Genomic DNA, 20,385 nt, shown 5'->3' with positions numbered 1-20,385 from the left:
TGGAGTCTACAACCTATTTTGGTGTTTATTAACCAAACTTTTACTAAAGTGTGATCTATTTTAGTAAAGTTACACTAGGTTACACTTGGCTACAAAATCGCCTTGAAACGTAAATCACAAAATGTTGTTATTTTGTTGATTTGAGAGCTTGGATTTGAACTGTTTTCGACAGTGAATACAATGGATTTGATCTTTAAGGTGCTGATATTGTGTGGTATACGTCTTCCGTTACGGCCTTGTGGGTAGCACTCGCAAGGCTAAGGTTTTTTGTGGCCGTTTTTGAGGTTACGAACAGACATGATTATTTGCCATACATTTCATTATGCATAATGAAAACGGTTCGATAGAGTAGATTAATACAGTGTTATTCGTATTTAGCAGAAAACAGTCTTGAATTGTCAAAAGACAATCAGGTTATCCCAAAATCTAAAAAGCCTCCAATTAGGAGGCTAATTTAATAAACGACTACACCTTAATTGCTTTTAGTTGTATAGCAATAAGACAAGTAGTCACAGCTTGTAGCTAGTTACCGAATGACATTTATAAAGGTCGAAGTATAGTAAAGTTAATGTGTGTAGAATCAGCCTTTTCAACAATAAATTGCGCACCTTTATATGTATAAGTCCCACCAGGCTTATAATCAAGAATGACCTCTTGAGTAAAAGCAGGGGTCGCCATCCCTTTTTTAGAAAATTCTTTATAGGCGAAACGGATTTGATCTGCAGCGACTCCAACATACGTCAATGTCGCGCGCGGAGCAGAAACTTCTTGGCCATTTATTATCGGTGATGTCAATTTAGCCTGGTATACCTTACTTCTATTAGGAGTCCAATGCCAATAAAGCTCTGTGGCCTCTGAAGTTTCGTTTGGTACAAACAAGCCACCGTACCCTGCTGGAGTCCCCTCTAAGCCAGTGAAAGGCGCTGGTGCTGAATAATAACTGCCTTCAAGGGTTTTACTACGCAGAAGATAATCACCTGCTGGAATAGAGAATTTAAACGTACTCATTTTATGCTCTACGCTTGTTGTCGTACTTTTTTTAACACGGAACATTTCAAACTGGAGATCTGAAGCATCTTTTAAGTATTCTCCTTCAGTAAGTATTACATCACCAACATTAGCAGTAGATTGACTGATAAAGAAAAACTTTCCGGAAATTGCTTTAGGGGCTACTGGTTCACCCAATCGCACAGTACGTAGTTGTGTACTGCATGCGGAGAGTAACAGTGCCGAAGCTATTAAAGCAAGACGAGGAATAACAGTCTTAATCATTTTTTGTACCTACCTGTAAATTTTTTGAATATCTAAGTGAAAAAAAAACGGTAATATAGCACTTTCCTCATTAAAAAGTACACCATTTGATATCTTTGAAACTAATCATATCGAAATATAATCGAGAGCAACCTTACTGTCTTCATAATCGCCCAACAACTTAGCTTTTCCATACCTGAAGGTATTGGTAAATGAGATTAACGCCTTGTTAAATTCTGGACAACGCATAAAGCCCAGATTTTTCTATTATTTTAAGCAATGGTTCTATCTTATCTCTGGACTCAAAATACAATAAGTGCGTATTGTCATTATATTGTTCATAAGCAGCTCTCTGATCAGGTAAAGTGAGCCCCCTAGAGAACGATATTTCACTAAATAAGGTGATAAATTCGATGCTAGTAATTGATTAAACTTATTCCATTTACAGTCAAAGTGTTTTTGTTCATCTAAAACAGGAAACAGCCCACCAGTGGCCGGAGGTCAGATTGTAGGCGCTGGTTATGTTTTTTTAGATATGTCTAGCAACCATATAAACTTCATTAGCCGAAAATAGATTGCTTATTGTGGCCTCAACTTCTGCACCTAGAACTTTACGATAAAGCTTCTGTTCATCGTTATCTTCCCGCGTACTCACTAAAATATGCTTAAGCTTTGAACCTTGATTGGTAAGATGAGATTTAACTAGTTTTAGCGATCTCTCTATTAGATCTTGGCTAAATCCATTACCTTGAAAACTTGGATGAATCGCGATTTGTTCGAGCTCCAAAACTTGCTTAATAACGCCACCAACACGCGTAGCTTTGTAATGAAGGCGAAGCCGCAATGAAAAAGCTATCGCCGTGCTTGGTTTTGTTAGGCTGGTTTTCTGGCATGGAAATCAACATAGAGTTCTTTTAGTACATTAGGAAATGCATCCCAATATGGCTTCGCATTCTCAGGTTTCACTTGCCAGAACAGATTTTCTGTAAATGCTACATCGATACAATTGCGGACTTCCTTGTCACCATTCATAAAGTGACTTCTTATAAATTCAAAAACATCACTGTATTCACGAGCAGGTACATCCTTTTTCATCTCATTATTCAAAGAATTCGCTAAGCTTTCAAACCATGAGTAAGCCAAATCAGGATCAATCTCTGACCACAGCCTGATATGTTCTTTATCAGCTTTCTCTGTGATTTCAGGAAAAGTATCTCTGAATTGATTGTACATATCTAAAATTGACATACTTAAAGCCTAACAGTGTATTTTACGGAATTCCGTATAATACCTAGAAAATCACTAGCGTTAAAGGGTTGGGCATTAAATTATTGTTCAATAACAATAATTTACACAATATTTATCATCGCTTGGTATTATCTCTTATTTGGATATACAGAATGCTGTTATTCATACAGGCCCGTATAAATAATGGAAAAATAGATTAATGACTTATAATCAACAACTTAATGTTGAGGTCGATTGCAAATGAAGCCAATCTAGGTCTGTTGAAGTTACTAAACATTTATTTAATAGAACGCATAAGCAAATGTATGGAAAGTCGATATGAGTATATTGTGAGAGAGTTAAAGCTCTAACACATTTAGGGGCTAATTTGGCTTAGCGTTCACACGGCTTAGAGCGATCACCCTAAGCCATTGATGGTTTACTATTTGATAGTACAATTTGGTATATTTGTGGTTGTATCAATCTTTTAAACTTTTAGGAAAAAATAATGAATAAGTTGTTCGTATTATTACTACTATTGGCAGCAAATTTCGCCCACGCATTTAATATCGGAGACTCGGTACCTCGTTTTGAAATTACCGATCAATTTGACCAAGTGCATACTATCAAAGCTGATACCAAAAATATCATTGTCGCAGGTGATAAAGATGCCAGCAGCATCATTCGTGATTTCTTATTAGCTCAGAACAAAGGTTTTTTAGCGGCTCACCAAGCTTATTATGTCGCTGACATATCAGGGATGCCAAGTTTAATTAGCAAATTCTTTGCTTTGCCTAAAATGAGAAAATATCCATTTTTAATTTTGTTATTAGATGATACTAACAAAGACAAGTTCTCAAAAAAGGAAGATCATATTACGGTTTATACGGTAAGTGAAGGCAAAATATCTGAGGTTAAATATATCAAGACAGCTACTGAGTTAGCCGCTGTCTTTGAATAAATCGTCATTTTACCCTTGTTTGGTCGCTGCTGTGATGCCACAGATATCAATCAACGAATTACTTCTGTCATGCGAGCTATACCATTTAAAGCTTCAACTCTAAGTTAATTCTGTCCAAGAATGAGTTAGCTAGCCTTGCTAACTCAAAAATTGTCCCAAAGTAGCTTAGAACATTTGCTCATACTCGATATCCACACATTAATTTGCCATATATTTTATCGATACGACAATAGGTAAAAATCTACTCTCTGTGGGTGAATATTTATTAATATTAGAAACAAAAACGCCAGCAAATGCTGGCGTTTTAAAGATGAATGTCAATTATCGCATCATGCCGATATCACGTAGGATATGCGGTGATAACTCTCTTAATTGAATATCTGATGATATTTCTTTTTTATTACTAAATAAAATGTCTTTCGTGTGTCTAATCAGTCCTTTGATAGAAACAGCATAAGCTTTTTTATCTAAAGCCAAATCTTGTGGGATCATATTGAAGTGCGCTGCGTGTGCCATATTAGCCTCTACCTGAATTTAATAATTTATGTTTTAACTGGGTGATGTTTATATGCTTATCTAGTGGATATAGTAGCGCATGAAATAACTATGTAACAATGACAAAAAATACCATTAAGCATTAGTTTTACTAATGCATACAGCACCGCCAGCAGCTTAATAAATAATCATTCACTTTAATTGCATTTAAATTGGGTTATTGATTCTAAAGATAGTTAAAATAAGCACTTGTTACATATGTGTAACAATTAAAAGTTATTAAAATAAGCTTAATATAGCAATAACAAATAATGCTGAGTCTTTAATATTCAACATAGATGAATTTAATTTATTAGATCCTGTAATGCGAATCTAGCTTGTTGATTTTAATTTCTAACGCATGTTAAGAATAAAAGTTAAGCTTGGCTATTATTCAATAGATAATTAGACATATACAAAGTGAGGTAGAGATCTAATATGCAGAGGAAAAGATTTTTTTATAAAAAGGGTTAGATTTATAATTGTTTAAACCCATAACAACACTAGTAAATAATTATGAAACGAAACTTAAAGTTTTTATCAAACCCAATAATAAAAATTTTGTTAGGCGCTACTTTTCTACTTGGAACACAAGGCAATGTTTACGCCGACACCATTCTTCATGCTTTTAATTGGAAATATAGTGATATCACTAGTCAGGCCCAAAATATTGCAAAAGCAGGTTATAAGAAAGTTTTAGTATCTCCACCATTAAAATCTTCAGGGAAAGAGTGGTGGGCACGTTACCAGCCTCAAGATATTCGCTTAATTGACTCACCTTTAGGTAATAAAGAAGATTTACAGACGTTAATTTCAGCGCTTAAAAAGGAAGGTGTCGACGTATACGCAGATATAGTTTTAAATCATATGGCTAATGAGAGCTGGAAAAGAAGTGATCTAAACTATCCCGGTAGTGAGTTGTTAAATCAGTATAGTAAAAACAGTGAGTATATAAACAAGCAAAAGCTTTTTGGAGATCTAAGTAAGGGGCTATTTTCTAGTTTTGACTTTCATCCAGCAGGGTGTATATCTGATTATGGGGATCCTGGAAATGTACAATACTGGAGATTGTGTGGTAACGATAAAGATACAGGGCTCCCCGATCTAGATCCAAGTGATTATGTCATTAAGCAACAGCGTCAATATCTTCAATCTTTAAAAAGTATGGGAATAAAAGGCTTTAGGATTGATGCCGTTAAGCATATGAGTGATTATCAAGTTAACCAAATATTTACGTCTGATATAACGTCGGGTATGCATGTTTTTGGTGAAGTTATTACAACAGGTGGTAAGGGGGATTCTCAGTATCATACATTTCTTGAACCATATTTGAATAACACTAATCATGGTGCATATGACTTTCCTTTATTTGCTTCTATAAGGTCTGCATTCTCTTATGATGGAAGTATGTCTTTACTTCATGATCCACAAGAATATGGTCAAGCATTGCCTGGTGATAGGGCTATCACATTTACTATTACTCATGATATTCCGACGAATGATGGCTTTCGTTATCAAATAATGACTCCAATTAATGAAAAATTAGCTTATGCCTATATTTTAGGTAAGGATGGTGGATCTCCTTTAATTTATAGTGACGCTCTTTCTGATGATGAAGATAAAGATAATCGTCGATGGGAGGATGTTTGGAATCGTGACTATATGGTTAAAATGATTAGCTTTCATAATGATATGAAAGGAAAACAGATGGAAACTTTATATAGTGATAAGTGCATGCTCATTTTTAAGCGAGAGAAAAGTGGATTAGTCGCTATAAATAAATGTTCTGAAGAGCGTTCTTATACTATTGATACATATAAGACGGAGCTTAATTGGTATGTGCCATATAAGGATAGGCTAAGTAGTCATAGCGAAACGATTAAATCTCGTTATCATAAATTATCTGTGCCAGGCCAGACGGCTAGAATGCTTGCGCTTTAATTTGAGAATTTCAGTGTTTGTAAAAAGTCTCCAAAAGGGTGGCGTGAATTTTCCTGTGTGCTTTTTTGGAGAATCAAGGTTCAACACAGGACGTATTGGAATCGAATGTGCCTGTCGTTGTTGAGTTTACGGCTGAGGGGTTAGATTATACTAACCCCTCTTACTTATTTGAATTCAGTATATTGAGCTAACATCTTAACTGGTTGTGTTATCGGCGAGGCTTTGTAGCTTATCTCCCTCAACAAGATGCGTATTTGTTGTGTAGTAATCTAGGCTATATTCAATGTTTAATGAAAAATATAAACTTTGCTTAAGGTGAGCTTTTATTGCCTGTTCTATTTCGCCACTTAACTTTTCCGTAAACGCTTTATCTCGATGAGGTTTAGTTAATAACGATACAGTAACGAGTATATGAGAGTATTTATACTGGGAACAAGGATAAGCTCTTGATTTGCATACACCAGCACTCATGTCATTATCATTAATGATTTTTTCGACAGAATCAAAGATTTTATTCGTATCTATATCTAAATTATCAGAATATTTAATTTCTACGTGAGGCATATTAATATAATCCTTAATTGCATTACGCCCTAATAATGGGCAAAAAATTGTTGGCTAAAATGTGAAGAACGAAAGCTACCAGTCGTCCCGATGAACCTTTGCACATAGATGTTTATTATACGGCGTTTCGTATCAATCAAACCCCCATTTCAATACCATAAACAGTATCAAATTTATCATTAAATACAAACGAATAATAAAAATGCTTTCCTAAAGTCGGTAATCGTTCTAAAAAAGCTAAACCTTATTATATTTGTATATATACCCAAGCTACCTCGAGATGCACAATCAGCAAACCGAAAGGAGAGGATATTCAAGACTTCATAACGCCGAAGATTCCTTCATTCGGTTTGCCCTACGGGAGACGAGCAGGAATAACAGCACAGCGTTACAATATTTGAAAATGGAATAACCATTACCTACATATTGTGCTTTGTTCTGATATAGCATCTTGGAGTAACTTGGGTATAAGGCTAGATTAGCGCTTTCGGCTAGCTGAAAATGTCGTAGAATATACGGAGATGCAAGTGAATTTTTACAGGTCGCGCATTATTTATTTTATAAATACCTTTGACTTTTTTTAAATATTCTATAAAGTGCTGTCTCAGCAAGAAAGCCTTTTGTTTACATTCTCCATTTCGTTGTTTTATTCATAATACCTCGCTCTGCAGTTTTTAAGTTCCAGATTTTTGTACGCTATTCAAGCCTATTAAGGCAATTCAACATTAAGATTACAGGATATTATTATGTCTAAAGTTCAAGGTACGGTTAAGTGGTTTAACGAAGCTAAAGGTTTTGGTTTCATCGAGCAAGAAAATGGCCCAGATTTATTCGCTCACTTTAGCGCTATCGCTAGCGAAGGTTTCAAAACTTTAGCTGAAGGCCAAAAAGTTGAATTCACTATCGGCGAAGGTCAAAAAGGCCCGAACGCTGAAAACATCGTAGCACTTTAATTTGCTATGTAGTCAGTTCTAATACTGAGCTGAACAAATATTAAAGAATGGCGAACCTTAATGGGTTCGCCATTTTTTTTGTCCTATTACATACCTTCGAGCCCTATGCTGATATCGTCGGCCTCGCCGTTCTAATTATACTTTGTGTTTTTACGCACGATCATCCTATTGTTTATCGTATTGGTCACAGTTTGTCTGTAAACAGTCTTCTTGTTATTTTCATTTAGTAAAAATACTAATAAAATCAAACCTATATTTAGCTTGTTAGTAAATGACAGCAATGAACACTTTCTCACAGTCGTTGTAATATCAAATAGCGATAAATAGGTTAATAAGGATTAAATTTTGGACGAAGTACAAGACAAATGGATTTGCGGATTTTGGACTCGAATAGGAGCTTTGCTCGTCGATTCCCTCATACTAGGGAGTATTGGTGTTGCTTTAGGTTTCTTTTTCGAAAGCACTTTTGTTCAAATAGGAAGTTGGGGTAAATTAATCGGTTTTAGTATCGCCATGATTTATTTCGGAATGATGAATAGCGCCATGTTTAATGGGCAAACTTTTGGTAAGAAAGCATTTAAAATAAAAGTTGTTGATGCTTCTAATCAAGTCATTAGTGTGCCTAAATCAATGCTTAGATATAGCATTCTTGCAGTGCCATTCTTTGTAAATGGAGCACAAATTCATAACGATGATTTACTTACCTACTTAATATATCTTTTCTCCATTTTGTTATTTGGTGGTTTTTTCGCAATTATCTATCTTTATGTTTTTAACCGCGCAACTCGACAGTCTTTGCATGACTTAGTGGTTGGCACATATGTTGTTAACGCTTCTGCATCGCCAAAAGACACGGATAAGGTTTGGAAACTCCACTTAATACTTGTATCTGGCGTTTTCATTATGGCAGGACTTGCACCTGCATTTGTTTCTAACGTAGATCAATCAGAGCAATTTAAAAGCCTATTATCTACTCAAGAAGCACTAAACAGTATCCTACCGGTTAAATATGTAGGTATTACTGACAGTACGAAAAAAACGATGTCTACGAATGCTAAAACGCGTATTACAACGTATGTAAAGGCCAGTGTTTACCTCAATGAAAATGTTGTCGATGACAGAGCATTTGCTGAAAAATTAGCGCAGGTGGTTGCTAACACTTACCCTGATTCGACGGATAGAAACTTAATTCAAGTGACGCTGATATATGGTTACGACATTGGTATTTGGTCTCTCTGGTATAGCCATGGTCATCTATTTAACCCGATAGAGGTTTTGTTTTTAGAGGACGACTAAGCGCTAAAACGGTTTTTTAAATTGTTAAATAGCTAGTTTTTGTTAAATATGATGAGATCTATTCATCACAACCCACTTACACTTCCTATACTAAGAATAATGCAGTCACAGATTATTAAACATAGCCGGAACAGGCTTGTAATATAAGGATGTATTATGCTTAATCCAAGGAAAGTAAAGACCGTTGCCGATGCAAAACATATTATTGATCAGCGAGGTCTAAGCCATGTGAAAGTGGGTCTGTTTGATGCAGATGGCGTCATGCGCGGTAAATATATGAGCAAAGAGAAATTCTTCTCTTCTCTCGATAATGGTTTTTCTTTTTGTGATGTGGTTTTAGGCTGGGATTCAAAAGATCAGCTTTACGATAATGTTGAATTTACGGGCTGGCATACTGGCTATCCTGATGCACCCGTGCGTATTTTACCCGAGACTTGTCGTAACCTACCTGCCGAAGGCGATATGTTGCTATTCATTGCCGAGTTCAGCGAGCATGCCGAAGCGGTTTGTCCCCGAGGCACGCTACGACGAGTATTAGATCGTGCCGACCGTATGGGCTTTGATGTCATTGCTGCATTCGAATATGAATTCTTCATGTTTAAAGAAACGCCTGAATCAGTGCGAGAGAAAGGCTATAAAAATCTAACGCCGCTTACCCCCGATTGCTTTGGCTATTCCATGATCCGTAATTCGGTACATGCCGATTTACATCATCAAATCATGGCGCTAGGTGAAGAGATGGATTTCCCATTAGAGAGTCTGCATACCGAAACAGGTCCGGGGGTATTAGAGGCGGCTATTGCTTATGATGGCGCGCAGGATGCTGCAGATAAAGCGGCCTTATTCAAAACCTTTATTAAAGTCTGGGCGCAGCGTAATAATCTGATGGCTACCTTCATGGCTAAATGGTCAAGCGATTGGCCGGGACAAAGTGGTCATATTCATATTTCATTAAAAGACAAAACTGGCAAGGCTGTATTCCACGCCCCCAATAATGCGTACAACATGAGTGATACTCAACGTCAGTTCTTGGCTGGGCAGCAAAAATACATGCCTGAGTTCTTATCGATGATCGCACCTACGGTTAACAGCTATAGCCGAATGGTCCCAGGGTTATGGGCACCGCTCGATGCCACTTGGGGCGTAGAAAATCGCACCACAGCACTGCGGGTTATTCCGGGATCGGCAAAATCTCAACGTATTGAGTATCGCCTAGGCTCTGCGGATGCGAATCCTTACCTTGCACTCGCTGCCGCATTAGCGTCTGGTCTCATGGGCATAGAGCAGAAACTAGAACCTCATGCACAAGTAAAAGGGAATGCGTACGAGCAAGACCATCCTGAAGCGCTATCGCTACCGCGAACACTGTTTGATGCTGCGCGTAAATTAAAACGTTCCGAAGCGGCCAAAGAACTATTTGGCCAAGCATTTGTACAGCATTATGCCGCTACCCGTGAATGGGAAGAACGTGAATTTAGAAAACAGGTGACTGATTGGGAACTCGAACGTTATTTTGAAATTATCTAGGGAGAACTCAGATAATGACGAGCAAAAGGCAACTACAGCAAACTTATTCACCCATCGATAACTCTGTTTACGTTGAGCGTGCTCTCGCCAGTAGCGAAGACGTTAATGACACTTTGCAAAAGGCGGTTGTGGCTCAAGCTAATTGGGACCATATTACCCTGCAAGAACGTGCTGCGATCTGCCATCAAATGGTCGATGCTTTCGTTGCCAATGAAGACGAGATTGCTAATGAACTATGCTGGATGATGGGACGTCCAATTCAATATGCACGGGGTGAAGTCGCGGGTTTAGCCGAGCGTGCTCGTTATATGATTGATGCCGCAGATGAAGCCTTAGCGACTATTCAGCTGCCAGAAAAAACAGGGCTCCGGCGTTATATCAAACGCGAAGCATTAGGGGCTGTCTTTGTTGTCGCACCGTGGAATTATCCTTATCTCACGTCGATTAATGCCATTATGCCAGCCATCATGGCGGGGAATAGTGTGGTATTAAAGCATTCCGCGCAGACGCCATTATGCGCAGAGCAATTATTCAATGCTTTTCAAAAAGCCGGTTTACCGGATGGCGTATTCCAATATTTACATCTTAGTCATGCAGATACCGAAGCGGTGATCAAGGATAGTCGAATTGATTATGTGGCTTTCACTGGCTCGGTAGCTGGTGGAACTATGGTTGAAAGCGCCAGTTGCGGGCGTTTTATTGGTGTTGGTTTAGAGCTCGGAGGGAAAGATCCGGCTTATATACGTGCAGACGCGGATATCGAACATGCGGTCGCAACTTGTATCGATGGTGCATTCTTCAATTCCGGGCAGTCTTGCTGTGCTATCGAGCGTATCTACGTAGATCGACGCGTGTTTGACGAATTTGTCCGTAAGTCTGTCGATCTAGTTAAAGGTTATCAGCTTGGGCGATCCGACGATGCTAACACCACATTAGGGCCAGTGGTAAAAGCGTCAGCGGCTGATTTTGTGCGCTCACAAGTACAAGATGCCATTTCTAAAGGGGCTGTTGCGCATATAAATACAGGTGACTTTCCGCTGGATGAAGTCGGTTCTACTTACTTAGCTCCGCAACTATTAACCAATGTGAATCACCAAATGCGAGTGATGACAGAGGAAAGCTTTGGTCCTGTTGTTGGCATTATGAAAGTAGAGAGTGATGAAGAAGCGATATGGTTAATGAATGATTCTGAGTTCGGTCTCACTGCATCGGTATTTACTCAAGATATTGAGACCGCTATCGCGATTGGCGAGCAACTCGAAGCGGGCACTTTCTTTGTTAATCGTTGTGACTACCTCGATCCTGCATTAGCGTGGACGGGGGTGAAGAATTCGGGACGGGGCTGTACTTTATCAACATTAGGTTATGAGTCGTTAACGCGTCCGAAATCATTTCACATTAAAATTTTACAATAGTTTTTACACCCGTTTTCAATACAGGGTTTGGCAAGGTTTCGCTGTAAGGAGAAGTCATGGAACTTAATCAATTTACTGCTAATTGGCATTATCCCACTGCTATTCGCACTGGTATTGGCCGTATTAAAGAACTTCCGGCCACTTGCCAAGAGTTGGGCATGAAATCACCGTTATTAATTACCGATCCAGGTCTAGTTGACTTACCTATAGTGCAAGCTGCGTTAGCCAACTGCCAGCAAGCAGGCTTAAGGTGTGGTATTTTTTCACAGATTAAGGGAAATCCAACAGGTGAAAACGTCACCGATGGGGTGAGTGCATACTGGCGTGGCGAGCATGATGGCGTTATCGCATTTGGTGGCGGTTCTGCACTTGATGCTGCTAAAGCTGTGGCCTTGATGGTAGGCCAAGATCGTCCTCTCTGGGACTTTGAAGATGTGGGTGATAACTGGTTAAACGTGCATACTGAAAGTATGGCACCTGTTGTCGCAGTACCAACTACATCAGGCACTGGTTCAGAAGTCGGGCGCGCCTCGGTTATCACAGATAGTGAACATCACATTAAGCGCATTATTTTTCATCCGAATATGTTGCCCGCTATTGTGATTTTAGATCCTGAATTGAGCACTGGCTTACCTGCTAGGTTAACCGCAGCAACGGGTATGGACGCATTGTCCCATGCCTTAGAAGCGTATTGTACGAATGGTTATCATCCTATGGCGGAAGGTATTGCGCTAGAGGCTATTCGTCTAATTAAAGAATACTTACCGCGCGCCGTAGAAGAGGGGAACGATCTTGAAGCAAGAGTGCAAATGATGACCGCGTCGACAATGGGGGCCACCGCTTTCCAGCGAGGTCTTGGCGGTATGCATGCGCTCGCTCATCCTATCGGAGCGCTTTACGATAGTCATCATGGTTTAGTAAACGCTATCTTAATGCCTTACGTTTTAAAGGCGAATCGCACTGCCATTGAAGTTAAGCTAACGCGTTTAAGTCGTTACCTAGAGTTGGAAGAGTCTGACTTTGATAGTTTTATAGACTGGGTATTAACGCTGCGTAAGCAACTTGATATACCTCATTCTCTGGGTGAGATTGGTATTGATGCTGAGCGTGTAATTGAAATCGGTATTATGGCTGCGAAAGACCCATCGGCAGGTAGCAATCCTATTAAACTTGATGCGCAGCAATACGCCGATATTTACTTGTCAGCGATACATGGCGACTTGTACGTGTGATCAGTATGGAGGTAAGGGAATGAAAGTCGGTATTCTTCAATGTGATGATGTACGGCAGAGCTTACAATCTGATTTCGGTGATTATGCCGCTATGTTTGAGGCGTTATTTCAGCAAGTCGATGAAGCATTAGAACTTCGTTTTTATCTGGTGATAGATGGCCAGCTTCCACAACATATTGATGAATGTGATGTGTATGTTTGTAGTGGTAGTAAATGGGGGGTTAATGATGACGACCTTTGGATCCGCCAACTGGAGGACTTTATTCGTTCGCTTTATGTCGCTCGTAAAGGCTTGGTCGGCATCTGTTTTGGTCATCAGCTCATGGCAAAAGCACTCGGCGGGGAAGTTGAAAAAAGCCCACTGGGTTGGGGAGTCGGGATTGCGCATGCTAAAGTGCTAGCTGGGCAAGGCTGGATGCAGCCGAAGCAAGATAATATCGCGCTCGTCGTTTGTCATCAAGACCAAGTCTGTAAGTTACCCCGTAATGCAACCGTATTGATGAGCAATGATTTTTGTCCGTATAGCATGTTCCAAGTGGACTCTCACTTTCTTGGTTTGCAAGGGCATCCAGAGTTTACTGCGCGATATTCTGCAGCGCTGATGGATCAGCGCCGTGATATTATCCCTGCCGATACTATCGAGTCAGCGATGGCATCACTCAGCTATCAAGCCGATGATAAGCTCATTACCAAGTGGATATTAGCATTTTTAAAGCAGACTAGGTTACGAGGCTCTAGGTGCGAACATAATAATAGCCATGCCAACAAGCGCGACTGAAGCGCCAATCATATCCCACATAGTTGGCTTAATACCATCAACTCCCCATAGCCATAGTATGGCGACGAAAATGTAGACACCACCATATGCGGCATAAACACGACCTGCCGCTTCAGGATGCAGAGATAGCAACCAAGCAAACAGTGCAAGACTTGCTGCAGCAGGAATTAGCAGTAATATACTCTTATCTTGTTTAAGCCAAAGATATGGTAAATAACAGCCAATGATTTCAGCAATAGCTGTAACGAAAAAAAGTGCGATTGTTTTTAATTCAAACATGATACTTATAGCTTATGATATGGAATTCCCTATAAACGAATCCCAGTTAAATTTTATTATCATGCACAGTACCAAATTTATTTTTAATTACAAACGGATAATGGAAAATAGCTATACTAAATGAAATGTATAAGGGAAATGGCAGAATGAAAAATAGTATTCTCGATACAATCGTTTCCGATGTTAAAAAGTGCACCTTGTGCGAACCAGACCTTCCACTGGGTGCAAGACCTGTTTTGCAAGTCGATGATAAAGCGAAAATACTGATAGCAGGGCAGGCGCCTGGTATTCGCGTGCATGAGTCTGGTATCCCATTTACAGATCCAAGTGGTGATCGTTTACGCCAATGGATGGGCATTGATAGCGACACGTTTTATGATGCCAGTAAAATAGCCATTTTACCGATGGGCTTTTGTTATCCAGGAAAAGGGAAGTCAGGCGACCTACCACCCAGACCCGAATGTGCTCGAACATGGAGAGCTGAAATATTAGCTGCAATGCCAAACATTGAGTTGATATTGGTTATTGGTATATATGCGCAAAAATGGCATATGGGTGATGTGAAGCAGAAAAACCTCACCGAAACAGTAAAACACTGGCGAGACTATGGGCAAAAAAATTGGCCAGAACGATTACCGCTACCGCATCCTAGTCCACGTAACAACATTTGGTTGAAGAAAAACCCTTGGTTCGAACTAGATGTACTCCCGCACCTACAAGCACGGGTGGCACAGTTGGTTAGCGAATAGTAAACGTATCAGATAAATAGGTTTTGCTCTAACTCTAAAAGGCGTTTCTTTAATGACAAGCCACCGCCGTAACCGACTAGCTCACCTTGGCTACCAATAATACGATGGCAAGGAATGATTATAGCCAATCCATTCGCACCATTCGCATTGCCAACAGCTCTGACTGCATTTTCATTGCCAATGGATAATGCCAAATTTAAATATGTCGCCGTTTCACCGTACTTTATCCCTTCTAGTGCATGCCATATCGATTTCTGAAAATCAGTGCCGACCAATAACAGCGGAATATCAAATACGCTGCGTTCGCCAAGGAAAAACTCCTCAAGCTGGGCTTTTGTTTGTTCTAAAACGTCGTCATTTTGTTCAACAAAGGTAGCATTAAGGCCCCGCCGAATACGGTTATCAACCGACTCTCTCATTTTTCGATAACGAAAATCACACAAACACAGTTTGCCTTCATACGAGCCAAGTACAAATTCGGCATAAGGGTGTTTAAAGTATTGAATGTTGATATTCGTCATCACATGTCCTTGTTTAGAGACGTTATAAAATAGTTCCGGAAGTCTAAATTTGCACACATATATTAGCATTCTTATGTCTAAATTATTAATGGATTAAGGTAAAAGTACAACGTTATTTTACTTCATTGTGGTTGATAATGATTATCATTCGTAATATATTGGTCGTATTCGCATTTACTATGCTTAAGCGTTTTTATATCTATATTTTCAATCTTTCATCACATTTAATTACTGGAGTTTCTTTAATATGATCAACCGAAAAATCCTTGCTGTCGTAGCACTAATGGCATGTAGTACCGCATTGCAAGCTGCTGAGCATACGGTGAAATTGCTAACGTCATCAGCTAATGGCATGATGGTCATGGAACCTGGCTATCTTAAAATAGCTTCAGGCGACAGCGTTAAATTTGTGCCTTCGGATGTGAGCCATAATGCGAGTTCTTATTCAATTCCAACTGGTGCTGCAAAATTTAATACGGCAATGGGTAAAACAGAAACCGTTAATTTTAAAAATGAAGGTGTCTATATTTACAATTGTACTCCTCATTTGGCTCTTGGAATGGTTGGGGTTATTCAGGTCGGTTCAGCTGTTAATATCGAACAAACTAATACTGCAGCAGCTCAGATATCGACAAAAATTATGATGAATAAAGAACGCTTAGCTGGCTATATTGCACAGATTAAATAACCAAGGTATTTAATGAGGCGCTAACGGGGGAGAGGTAAAGCTACTTCGACCCCGCTGACATTATATCTTACAGAGGACATTAACATGAATGGAATCCCTACTAAATCAAGTATGTATCAGTATGTGCATGATGCTTCTTTTGCTGATGGATTTTCATCACTTACAAGTTATGAAAATCAGTCTGCACTAGATATGTATCTATCGCTTGTACAGGAAACACCTGTTTGGATTAATATGTTAATGTCACTGCGTAACAAGGTTGTATCTAAGTTTGGTCTTAAAGATCTAGGGCACTTAGCCGAAATTGAGCCAAGTAAATTAAGCTCAGATTATAAAATTGGTGATAGGGTCGGAATATTTATTCTATCTGCTAGTGAGCATAACGAGATTATTCTCGAAGATAGGGACAAGCACCTAAATGTCAAAATATCGTTTTACATTGAGCCGAACGGTAAAACTGCAACTGTATATCTAAATACTGTGGTTCACGTGAAAAATACGTTGGGTAAGGTGTACATGTTCTTTGTAGGACCTGTGCACAAAGTTATTGTACCATCGATTCTAAAGAAACTACCACGACCATAACCATCAGTTCCATTCTTCGGATATTTTTGTGATAAGGCATTGTATTTTATTGTATTCTAGACTGTTAATGCTTATTGTTGTTACAGGCTATATTTACGGAGAGTGCTAATGAAATATCCCAAACCACTGCAACAAGGTAGCACTATCGCTATTACTGCGTTTTCGTCAGGAATTGAAAAAAAACATGACGCTAGGTTTAGAGTCGTGCGAGATAACCTTGAATCTAGAGGCTTCAATGTCGTTGTTGGAAAGTGCCTATACGGGCAAAATAAACACGTAAGCGCACCAGCACAGAAACGTGCGGATGAGCTTATGTCATTTCTTATGGATGACGAGATTGACGCTATCTATCCTCCTTGGGGCGGACAGTTGGCGATTGAACTCCTGCCGCTTATAGATTTTGCCAAACTTCAAACCGTAAAGCCAAAGTGGATCTTAGGATTTTCCGACGTGAGTACGGTAGCTGCCGTGTTCGCGAGTAAACTGGAGTGGGCAACTGCACACTGCTCAAATTTGATGGATTTATCCAGCGAAGCTGATGATCCATTAACAGCTAATACACTGACGCATTTAAGTACTTCTGTTGGAGGGTCTTTTTCGCAAACCGAATCGAAATTATATGCGAGTAGCTGGCCAGATATTGTCACTGAGCCAACCTCTGGAATAATGCCCGATACACCAACTAACTGGAAGTGGTTGGTAAAACCTGAATCTGGTTCATCAATAGAGGGAAGGTTAATAGGCGGGTGTTGGGATACGCTATCTCATCTATTTGAAACTGAGTATTTAGATCTAAAAGGACTATCTCAGCGTTACTCTGAGGGCGTCGTCTTATATCTAGAAAATGCTGAAATGCCACCTACTGAGCTAGCCAGAACCATTTTAAGCATGAAGTTCCGGGGCGTATTCTCATGTATCAGCGGGTTACTACTCGGTCGAAGTGCAGCTGCTGAACCAAAAAGTGATCAGAGCCTTAGCTATTATGAGGTCTTGGAAAAATACCTGATGGATATAGGGGTTCCAGTTATGATAGATCTGGATATCGGTCATGTTCCACCAAACTTAACGTTAATCAATGGCGCAAACGTAAAGGTTGAACTAAATGAGATTGGGATCTTGCATCAATACTTAAAGTAATACTTCCTTGTTACCCATCACATTCAAGTTCATAAATAGATTTCAACCATTTGATAAAAGCGACTAGTTTTGGGGTGGGGTTGTTTGCATGAACAACAAAATATGACCTGCCTGTGTTCAAGTACAGTTCGGGATAGAGATTAATTAACGTTCCAGCTGCAATCTGTTTTTTTACCATTTCTTCACGACCAAGCGCCACGCCATGATTTAATAACACAGCATCTATGGCTGATGTTGAAGTATTAAATGATATAGATGAGATATCTTTATAATCGATATTAAATGTTTCAATCCATTGTTGCCAATGAGGAAAGTCCGAGCCTGCAATAGTGAGATCATGAATTAAGGTTGTATTTATTAACCCCGTAGGATGAGATAAATAGGGATGATTCTTAAAATATTCAGGAGTACAGACCGGAAATACCTTTTCGTTACTAAATAAAATGTCACTTTCATTTTTCCATCCTGATTTAGCATATCGCACAGCGATTTCAGACTGGTTATTAAATATATCAATAATATCATCTGAAATATCCAGTTTTAGGTTTATATCTGGGTACATTTCTCTAAATAAATACATGTTAGGTATCAACACATGGCTTGCAAACGAAGGTGGAACAGATACTGTTAACGTTCCTTTTTCTGTAATATTTTTAAGTGATTGTGCACTTTGGGAAAGCATTTCGAAAGCATCACGAACATCTAAGATAATGTCAGAAAAATCTTGGTTAATCGTCAGCCTTTTTACTCCTGATACTTTTCTCCGAAATAATTTATAACCTAAATAGGCTTCATAGCTACGAACTAATTGCCCAATCGCTTCCGGGGTGACGCCAATTTCTTTTGCTGCACTTGCATAGCTGCCAAGCCTTGCTGTGGCTTCGATTGCTCTAAGTGAATTTAAATGAGTTACTCTTTTCATCCAAAGATTTCCTTCGTGTATTGGTGATAAAGTCTAGTTTGTTTATTACCGACTAGCAACGGATAATTAGTTTATGACTTTGGTAATGGCTGCGATGTCATTATTAACTAATGTTCTTTTTTGGAGAAAAATTATGTCTAAAACAATGAAAGCGATCGTGATGTCAGCATTTGGTACACCTGAAGTTTTATCTGTTGCTACTATTGCTATGCCTAGCCCTAAAAACAATGAAGTATTAATCAAAGTTGAAGCGGCTGGTATTAATCGCCTAGATCACTATATTCGCGAAGGCGGTGTAAACCCAAATATAAACTTTCCTTTTATTTTGGGCTCAGATGCCGTCGGTCATGTTGCTGAACTTGGCAGTCAAGTGACTAAATTTACCCTTGGAGAGCGCGTTATACCTATGCCTGGTTACCCTGTAGATCCGAACGATCATGGTGCTGAAGTATTAGGGACATCAAAGTCGTACGCCATTCGTGGATTAATTGAACACGGTGCTTATGCGCAATACATGGTTGTTCCTGAAAATTGGCTATTAAAAGAAACCACGGGACTACCAGCAGAATTATTAGCAGGGTTACCTATGCCATTAGTGACTGGGGTTAGGGCAGTAAAAGAAGTAGGGGAAGTTAAAGCTGGTCAATATGTACTTGTACATGCTGGCGCATCAAGTACTGGTTCAATGATGCTCCAAGTTGCTAAAGCACTGGGTGCAAAAGTTGCGACGACTACACGCACCGATGATAAAGTTGAATTCCTAAAATCCATTGGTGCCGATTTAGTGATTAGCGGTAATCCTGATAACACTGTTGAGTTAATTAATGAATGGACTAACAGCGCTGGTTTAGATGTTGTCATTGATCAATTAGGTGGAGATAGCCTTAGACAATCAGTTGAATGGGTTAAACCTTTAGGTATTGTTGTTTTAATGGGTAATGTTCTTGGATTAGAATCAACGATCCCTGTCAGAAGTCTGTTTTTCCCACAAAAACAAATAAGAGGCACGCTGATGGGCAATGTAAGCGATCTCGAATGGGGGCTTGAACAAGTCAAAAACGGTAATATAAAACCCCAAATAGACACCGTATTTACGCCAGAACAGGCAACCGAAGCACACCAATACTTAGCCGATGGTAAAGCGCTAGGTTTAACGGTATTTAAATTTTGATGGTGAATTTTCCGCTTCCTGATGCGCCTAAACCAATCGGCTCTTACGAACCCTACATTATACGTAATGGGATAGGGGCTATTTCAGGCCAGTTTCCAATTAGGGATAATAAGTTAATTTATACAGGGAAAGTAGGGGCTGAGTTATCGCTAACCGACGCAAAAATAGCAATTGAAATTGCGACATTAAATGTATTGTCGCAACTAAAAAATGCCACGGATGATTTTGCTACGCTTGATGGTATTTTAAGGATGGATGCTTATATCGCGAGTGTGGATGGTTTTTACCAGCAAGCTGAAATTATAAATACAGCCTCTAATTTACTTATACACGTATTAGGTGAGAAAGGAAAACATGCTAGAAGTGCGATAGCTGTATCGCAGTTGCCACTTAATTCAAGTGTTGAACTTGTTGTTACTTTCGCAGCAAGTTCAAAGTAACTTTTTTACCTTCATTTTATTTAGAACCGCTATTACCGCAATGCTTAATATTGGTCGTCACATCTTCTGATGTGCTCGTTTTTGTGCTTGCTTTCGTATTCTCTTTTGAGTCAAAAATTAAAAGTAGGTACTAAGCAATATGTATTAGGTAGTACTCTAGGAAAAGTTTTTGGTACTATTTTTTTGGCGCTGGTGGCGTTTTAGCAATATCCAC

Annotated in this window: 22 protein-coding genes; 14 read left to right on the top strand and 8 right to left on the bottom strand. The window is 39.2% G+C overall.

Annotated elements, in window-relative coordinates; all coding sequences use genetic code 11:
* Window positions 1-540: 540 nt before the first annotated feature.
* The 3 genes from HWV02_RS14100 to HWV02_RS14090 form a co-directional block, all read right to left on the bottom strand.
* A complete protein-coding gene (locus tag HWV02_RS14100; protein ID WP_211676412.1) occupies window positions 541-1,272 on the bottom strand; it encodes a hypothetical protein in 732 nt (243 codons plus the stop codon).
* A 508-nt stretch (window positions 1,273-1,780) separates the two neighbouring features.
* Entirely contained in the window at window positions 1,781-2,095 is a 315-nt protein-coding gene (locus HWV02_RS14095) for an N-acetyltransferase (protein WP_211688328.1), read from the bottom strand.
* A 29-nt stretch (window positions 2,096-2,124) separates the two neighbouring features.
* Complete coding sequence (locus HWV02_RS14090; RefSeq protein ID WP_211688327.1) at window positions 2,125-2,499, bottom strand: hypothetical protein; 375 nt, start codon at window positions 2,497-2,499, stop codon at window positions 2,125-2,127.
* 487 nt (window positions 2,500-2,986) lie between these two features.
* On the opposite strand from HWV02_RS14090, the gene HWV02_RS14085 reads away from it, so the two are divergent.
* Entirely contained in the window at window positions 2,987-3,439 is a 453-nt protein-coding gene (locus HWV02_RS14085) for a hypothetical protein (protein ID WP_211688325.1), read from the top strand.
* Window positions 3,440-3,760: 321 nt separating this feature from the next.
* Here the strand turns inward: HWV02_RS14085 and HWV02_RS14080 are convergent, their stop codons facing one another.
* Window positions 3,761-3,955 (bottom strand): hypothetical protein, encoded by a 195-nt coding sequence (locus tag HWV02_RS14080; protein ID WP_211676408.1) that lies wholly within the window; start codon window positions 3,953-3,955, stop codon window positions 3,761-3,763.
* A gap of 534 nt (window positions 3,956-4,489) precedes the next feature.
* On the opposite strand from HWV02_RS14080, the gene HWV02_RS14075 reads away from it, so the two are divergent.
* Window positions 4,490-5,914: an alpha-amylase family protein gene (locus HWV02_RS14075; protein WP_211676407.1), complete on the top strand. Its 1,425-nt coding sequence runs from the start codon at window positions 4,490-4,492 to the stop codon at window positions 5,912-5,914.
* Window positions 5,915-6,109: 195 nt separating this feature from the next.
* Here the strand turns inward: HWV02_RS14075 and HWV02_RS14070 are convergent, their stop codons facing one another.
* Window positions 6,110-6,478, bottom strand: a complete 369-nt coding sequence (locus tag HWV02_RS14070; RefSeq protein WP_211676406.1) for a hypothetical protein — start codon at window positions 6,476-6,478, stop codon at window positions 6,110-6,112.
* 746 nt (window positions 6,479-7,224) lie between these two features.
* Between HWV02_RS14070 and HWV02_RS14065 the strand changes: the two genes are divergently transcribed.
* The 6 genes from HWV02_RS14065 to HWV02_RS14040 all read left to right on the top strand — a co-directional run bounded on the left by HWV02_RS14065 (window position 7,225) and on the right by HWV02_RS14040 (window position 13,679).
* Window positions 7,225-7,431: a cold-shock protein gene (locus tag HWV02_RS14065; RefSeq protein WP_045110007.1), complete on the top strand. Its 207-nt coding sequence runs from the start codon at window positions 7,225-7,227 to the stop codon at window positions 7,429-7,431.
* Window positions 7,432-7,776: 345 nt separating this feature from the next.
* Window positions 7,777-8,727: an RDD family protein gene (locus tag HWV02_RS14060; RefSeq protein ID WP_255550346.1), complete on the top strand. Its 951-nt coding sequence runs from the start codon at window positions 7,777-7,779 to the stop codon at window positions 8,725-8,727.
* 156 nt (window positions 8,728-8,883) lie between these two features.
* Entirely contained in the window at window positions 8,884-10,254 is a 1,371-nt protein-coding gene (locus tag HWV02_RS14055) for a glutamine synthetase family protein (protein WP_211688323.1), read from the top strand.
* A 14-nt stretch (window positions 10,255-10,268) separates the two neighbouring features.
* Complete coding sequence (locus HWV02_RS14050; RefSeq protein WP_211688321.1) at window positions 10,269-11,669, top strand: aldehyde dehydrogenase family protein; 1,401 nt, start codon at window positions 10,269-10,271, stop codon at window positions 11,667-11,669.
* A gap of 56 nt (window positions 11,670-11,725) precedes the next feature.
* A complete protein-coding gene (locus HWV02_RS14045; protein WP_211688320.1) occupies window positions 11,726-12,901 on the top strand; it encodes an iron-containing alcohol dehydrogenase in 1,176 nt (391 codons plus the stop codon).
* Window positions 12,902-12,920: 19 nt separating this feature from the next.
* Window positions 12,921-13,679: a GMP synthase gene (locus HWV02_RS14040; protein ID WP_211688318.1), complete on the top strand. Its 759-nt coding sequence runs from the start codon at window positions 12,921-12,923 to the stop codon at window positions 13,677-13,679.
* On the opposite strand, the gene HWV02_RS14035 is transcribed toward HWV02_RS14040, so the two are convergent.
* A complete protein-coding gene (locus HWV02_RS14035) occupies window positions 13,626-13,958 on the bottom strand; it encodes a YnfA family protein (protein WP_211672055.1) in 333 nt (110 codons plus the stop codon). The genes HWV02_RS14040 and HWV02_RS14035 overlap by 54 nt on opposite strands.
* Before the next feature lie 146 nt (window positions 13,959-14,104).
* On the opposite strand from HWV02_RS14035, the gene HWV02_RS14030 reads away from it, so the two are divergent.
* On the top strand, window positions 14,105-14,707 hold the full coding sequence (locus HWV02_RS14030; protein ID WP_211688316.1) for a uracil-DNA glycosylase family protein: 603 nt from the start codon (window positions 14,105-14,107) through the stop codon (window positions 14,705-14,707).
* 8 nt (window positions 14,708-14,715) lie between these two features.
* Here HWV02_RS14030 and HWV02_RS14025 read toward each other — a convergent pair whose 3' ends face one another.
* Window positions 14,716-15,228 carry a methylated-DNA--[protein]-cysteine S-methyltransferase gene (locus HWV02_RS14025; protein WP_211688315.1) on the bottom strand — a complete coding sequence of 171 codons (513 nt, stop codon included), beginning with the start codon at window positions 15,226-15,228 and terminating at the stop codon, window positions 14,716-14,718.
* Between the two features lie 247 nt (window positions 15,229-15,475).
* On the opposite strand from HWV02_RS14025, the gene HWV02_RS14020 reads away from it, so the two are divergent.
* The 3 genes from HWV02_RS14020 to HWV02_RS14010 all read left to right on the top strand — a co-directional run bounded on the left by HWV02_RS14020 (window position 15,476) and on the right by HWV02_RS14010 (window position 17,638).
* On the top strand, window positions 15,476-15,916 hold the full coding sequence (locus tag HWV02_RS14020) for a pseudoazurin (RefSeq protein WP_211688313.1): 441 nt from the start codon (window positions 15,476-15,478) through the stop codon (window positions 15,914-15,916).
* An 84-nt stretch (window positions 15,917-16,000) separates the two neighbouring features.
* On the top strand, window positions 16,001-16,501 hold the full coding sequence (locus HWV02_RS14015; RefSeq protein ID WP_211688311.1) for a DUF2867 domain-containing protein: 501 nt from the start codon (window positions 16,001-16,003) through the stop codon (window positions 16,499-16,501).
* A gap of 108 nt (window positions 16,502-16,609) precedes the next feature.
* Window positions 16,610-17,638, top strand: coding sequence for a S66 peptidase family protein (locus HWV02_RS14010; protein WP_211688310.1), 1,029 nt, complete (start codon window positions 16,610-16,612; stop codon window positions 17,636-17,638).
* A gap of 10 nt (window positions 17,639-17,648) precedes the next feature.
* On the opposite strand, the gene HWV02_RS14005 is transcribed toward HWV02_RS14010, so the two are convergent.
* The gene (locus tag HWV02_RS14005) at window positions 17,649-18,560 is read right to left on the bottom strand and encodes a LysR substrate-binding domain-containing protein (RefSeq protein WP_211688308.1); all 912 of its coding nucleotides are present in this window, start codon (window positions 18,558-18,560) and stop codon (window positions 17,649-17,651) included.
* Between the two features lie 133 nt (window positions 18,561-18,693).
* Here HWV02_RS14005 and HWV02_RS14000 point away from each other — a divergent pair, with 133 nt between their 5' ends.
* Window positions 18,694-19,731 (top strand): zinc-binding dehydrogenase, encoded by a 1,038-nt coding sequence (locus tag HWV02_RS14000; protein ID WP_211688307.1) that lies wholly within the window; start codon window positions 18,694-18,696, stop codon window positions 19,729-19,731.
* Complete coding sequence (locus tag HWV02_RS13995; RefSeq protein ID WP_255550674.1) at window positions 19,731-20,171, top strand: RidA family protein; 441 nt, start codon at window positions 19,731-19,733, stop codon at window positions 20,169-20,171. The genes HWV02_RS14000 and HWV02_RS13995 overlap by 1 nt, the downstream gene beginning before the upstream one ends.
* The last annotated feature ends 214 nt before the right edge of the window (window positions 20,172-20,385 follow it).

Source organism: Moritella sp. 28, from assembly GCF_018219435.1.
Taxonomy (GTDB): Bacteria; Pseudomonadota; Gammaproteobacteria; order Enterobacterales; family Moritellaceae; genus Moritella.
The sequence above is the reverse complement of the archived record's forward strand: the minus strand, read 5'-3'. Positions and strand labels throughout refer to the sequence as shown.

Excerpts from the sequence above, each read along its gene's own strand:
- HWV02_RS14100 (WP_211676412.1), bottom strand. The coding sequence starts at position 1,272 with ATGATTAAGACTGTTATTCCTCGTCTTGCTTTAATAGCTTCGGCACTG.
- HWV02_RS14090 (WP_211688327.1), bottom strand. The coding sequence starts at position 2,499 with ATGTCAATTTTAGATATGTACAATCAATTCAGAGATACTTTTCCTGAA.
- HWV02_RS14085 (WP_211688325.1), top strand. The coding sequence starts at position 2,987 with ATGAATAAGTTGTTCGTATTATTACTACTATTGGCAGCAAATTTCGCC.
- HWV02_RS14080 (WP_211676408.1), bottom strand. The coding sequence starts at position 3,955 with ATGGCACACGCAGCGCACTTCAATATGATCCCACAAGATTTGGCTTTA.
- HWV02_RS14075 (WP_211676407.1), top strand. The coding sequence starts at position 4,490 with ATGAAACGAAACTTAAAGTTTTTATCAAACCCAATAATAAAAATTTTG.
- HWV02_RS14070 (WP_211676406.1), bottom strand. The coding sequence starts at position 6,478 with ATGCCTCACGTAGAAATTAAATATTCTGATAATTTAGATATAGATACG.
- HWV02_RS14065 (WP_045110007.1), top strand. The coding sequence starts at position 7,225 with ATGTCTAAAGTTCAAGGTACGGTTAAGTGGTTTAACGAAGCTAAAGGT.
- HWV02_RS14055 (WP_211688323.1), top strand. The coding sequence starts at position 8,884 with ATGCTTAATCCAAGGAAAGTAAAGACCGTTGCCGATGCAAAACATATT.
- HWV02_RS14050 (WP_211688321.1), top strand. The coding sequence starts at position 10,269 with ATGACGAGCAAAAGGCAACTACAGCAAACTTATTCACCCATCGATAAC.
- HWV02_RS14045 (WP_211688320.1), top strand. The coding sequence starts at position 11,726 with ATGGAACTTAATCAATTTACTGCTAATTGGCATTATCCCACTGCTATT.
- HWV02_RS14040 (WP_211688318.1), top strand. The coding sequence starts at position 12,921 with ATGAAAGTCGGTATTCTTCAATGTGATGATGTACGGCAGAGCTTACAA.
- HWV02_RS14035 (WP_211672055.1), bottom strand. The coding sequence starts at position 13,958 with ATGTTTGAATTAAAAACAATCGCACTTTTTTTCGTTACAGCTATTGCT.
- HWV02_RS14030 (WP_211688316.1), top strand. The coding sequence starts at position 14,105 with ATGAAAAATAGTATTCTCGATACAATCGTTTCCGATGTTAAAAAGTGC.
- HWV02_RS14025 (WP_211688315.1), bottom strand. The coding sequence starts at position 15,228 with ATGACGAATATCAACATTCAATACTTTAAACACCCTTATGCCGAATTT.
- HWV02_RS14020 (WP_211688313.1), top strand. The coding sequence starts at position 15,476 with ATGATCAACCGAAAAATCCTTGCTGTCGTAGCACTAATGGCATGTAGT.
- HWV02_RS14015 (WP_211688311.1), top strand. The coding sequence starts at position 16,001 with ATGAATGGAATCCCTACTAAATCAAGTATGTATCAGTATGTGCATGAT.
- HWV02_RS14010 (WP_211688310.1), top strand. The coding sequence starts at position 16,610 with ATGAAATATCCCAAACCACTGCAACAAGGTAGCACTATCGCTATTACT.
- HWV02_RS14005 (WP_211688308.1), bottom strand. The coding sequence starts at position 18,560 with ATGAAAAGAGTAACTCATTTAAATTCACTTAGAGCAATCGAAGCCACA.
- HWV02_RS14000 (WP_211688307.1), top strand. The coding sequence starts at position 18,694 with ATGTCTAAAACAATGAAAGCGATCGTGATGTCAGCATTTGGTACACCT.
- HWV02_RS13995 (WP_255550674.1), top strand. The coding sequence starts at position 19,731 with ATGGTGAATTTTCCGCTTCCTGATGCGCCTAAACCAATCGGCTCTTAC.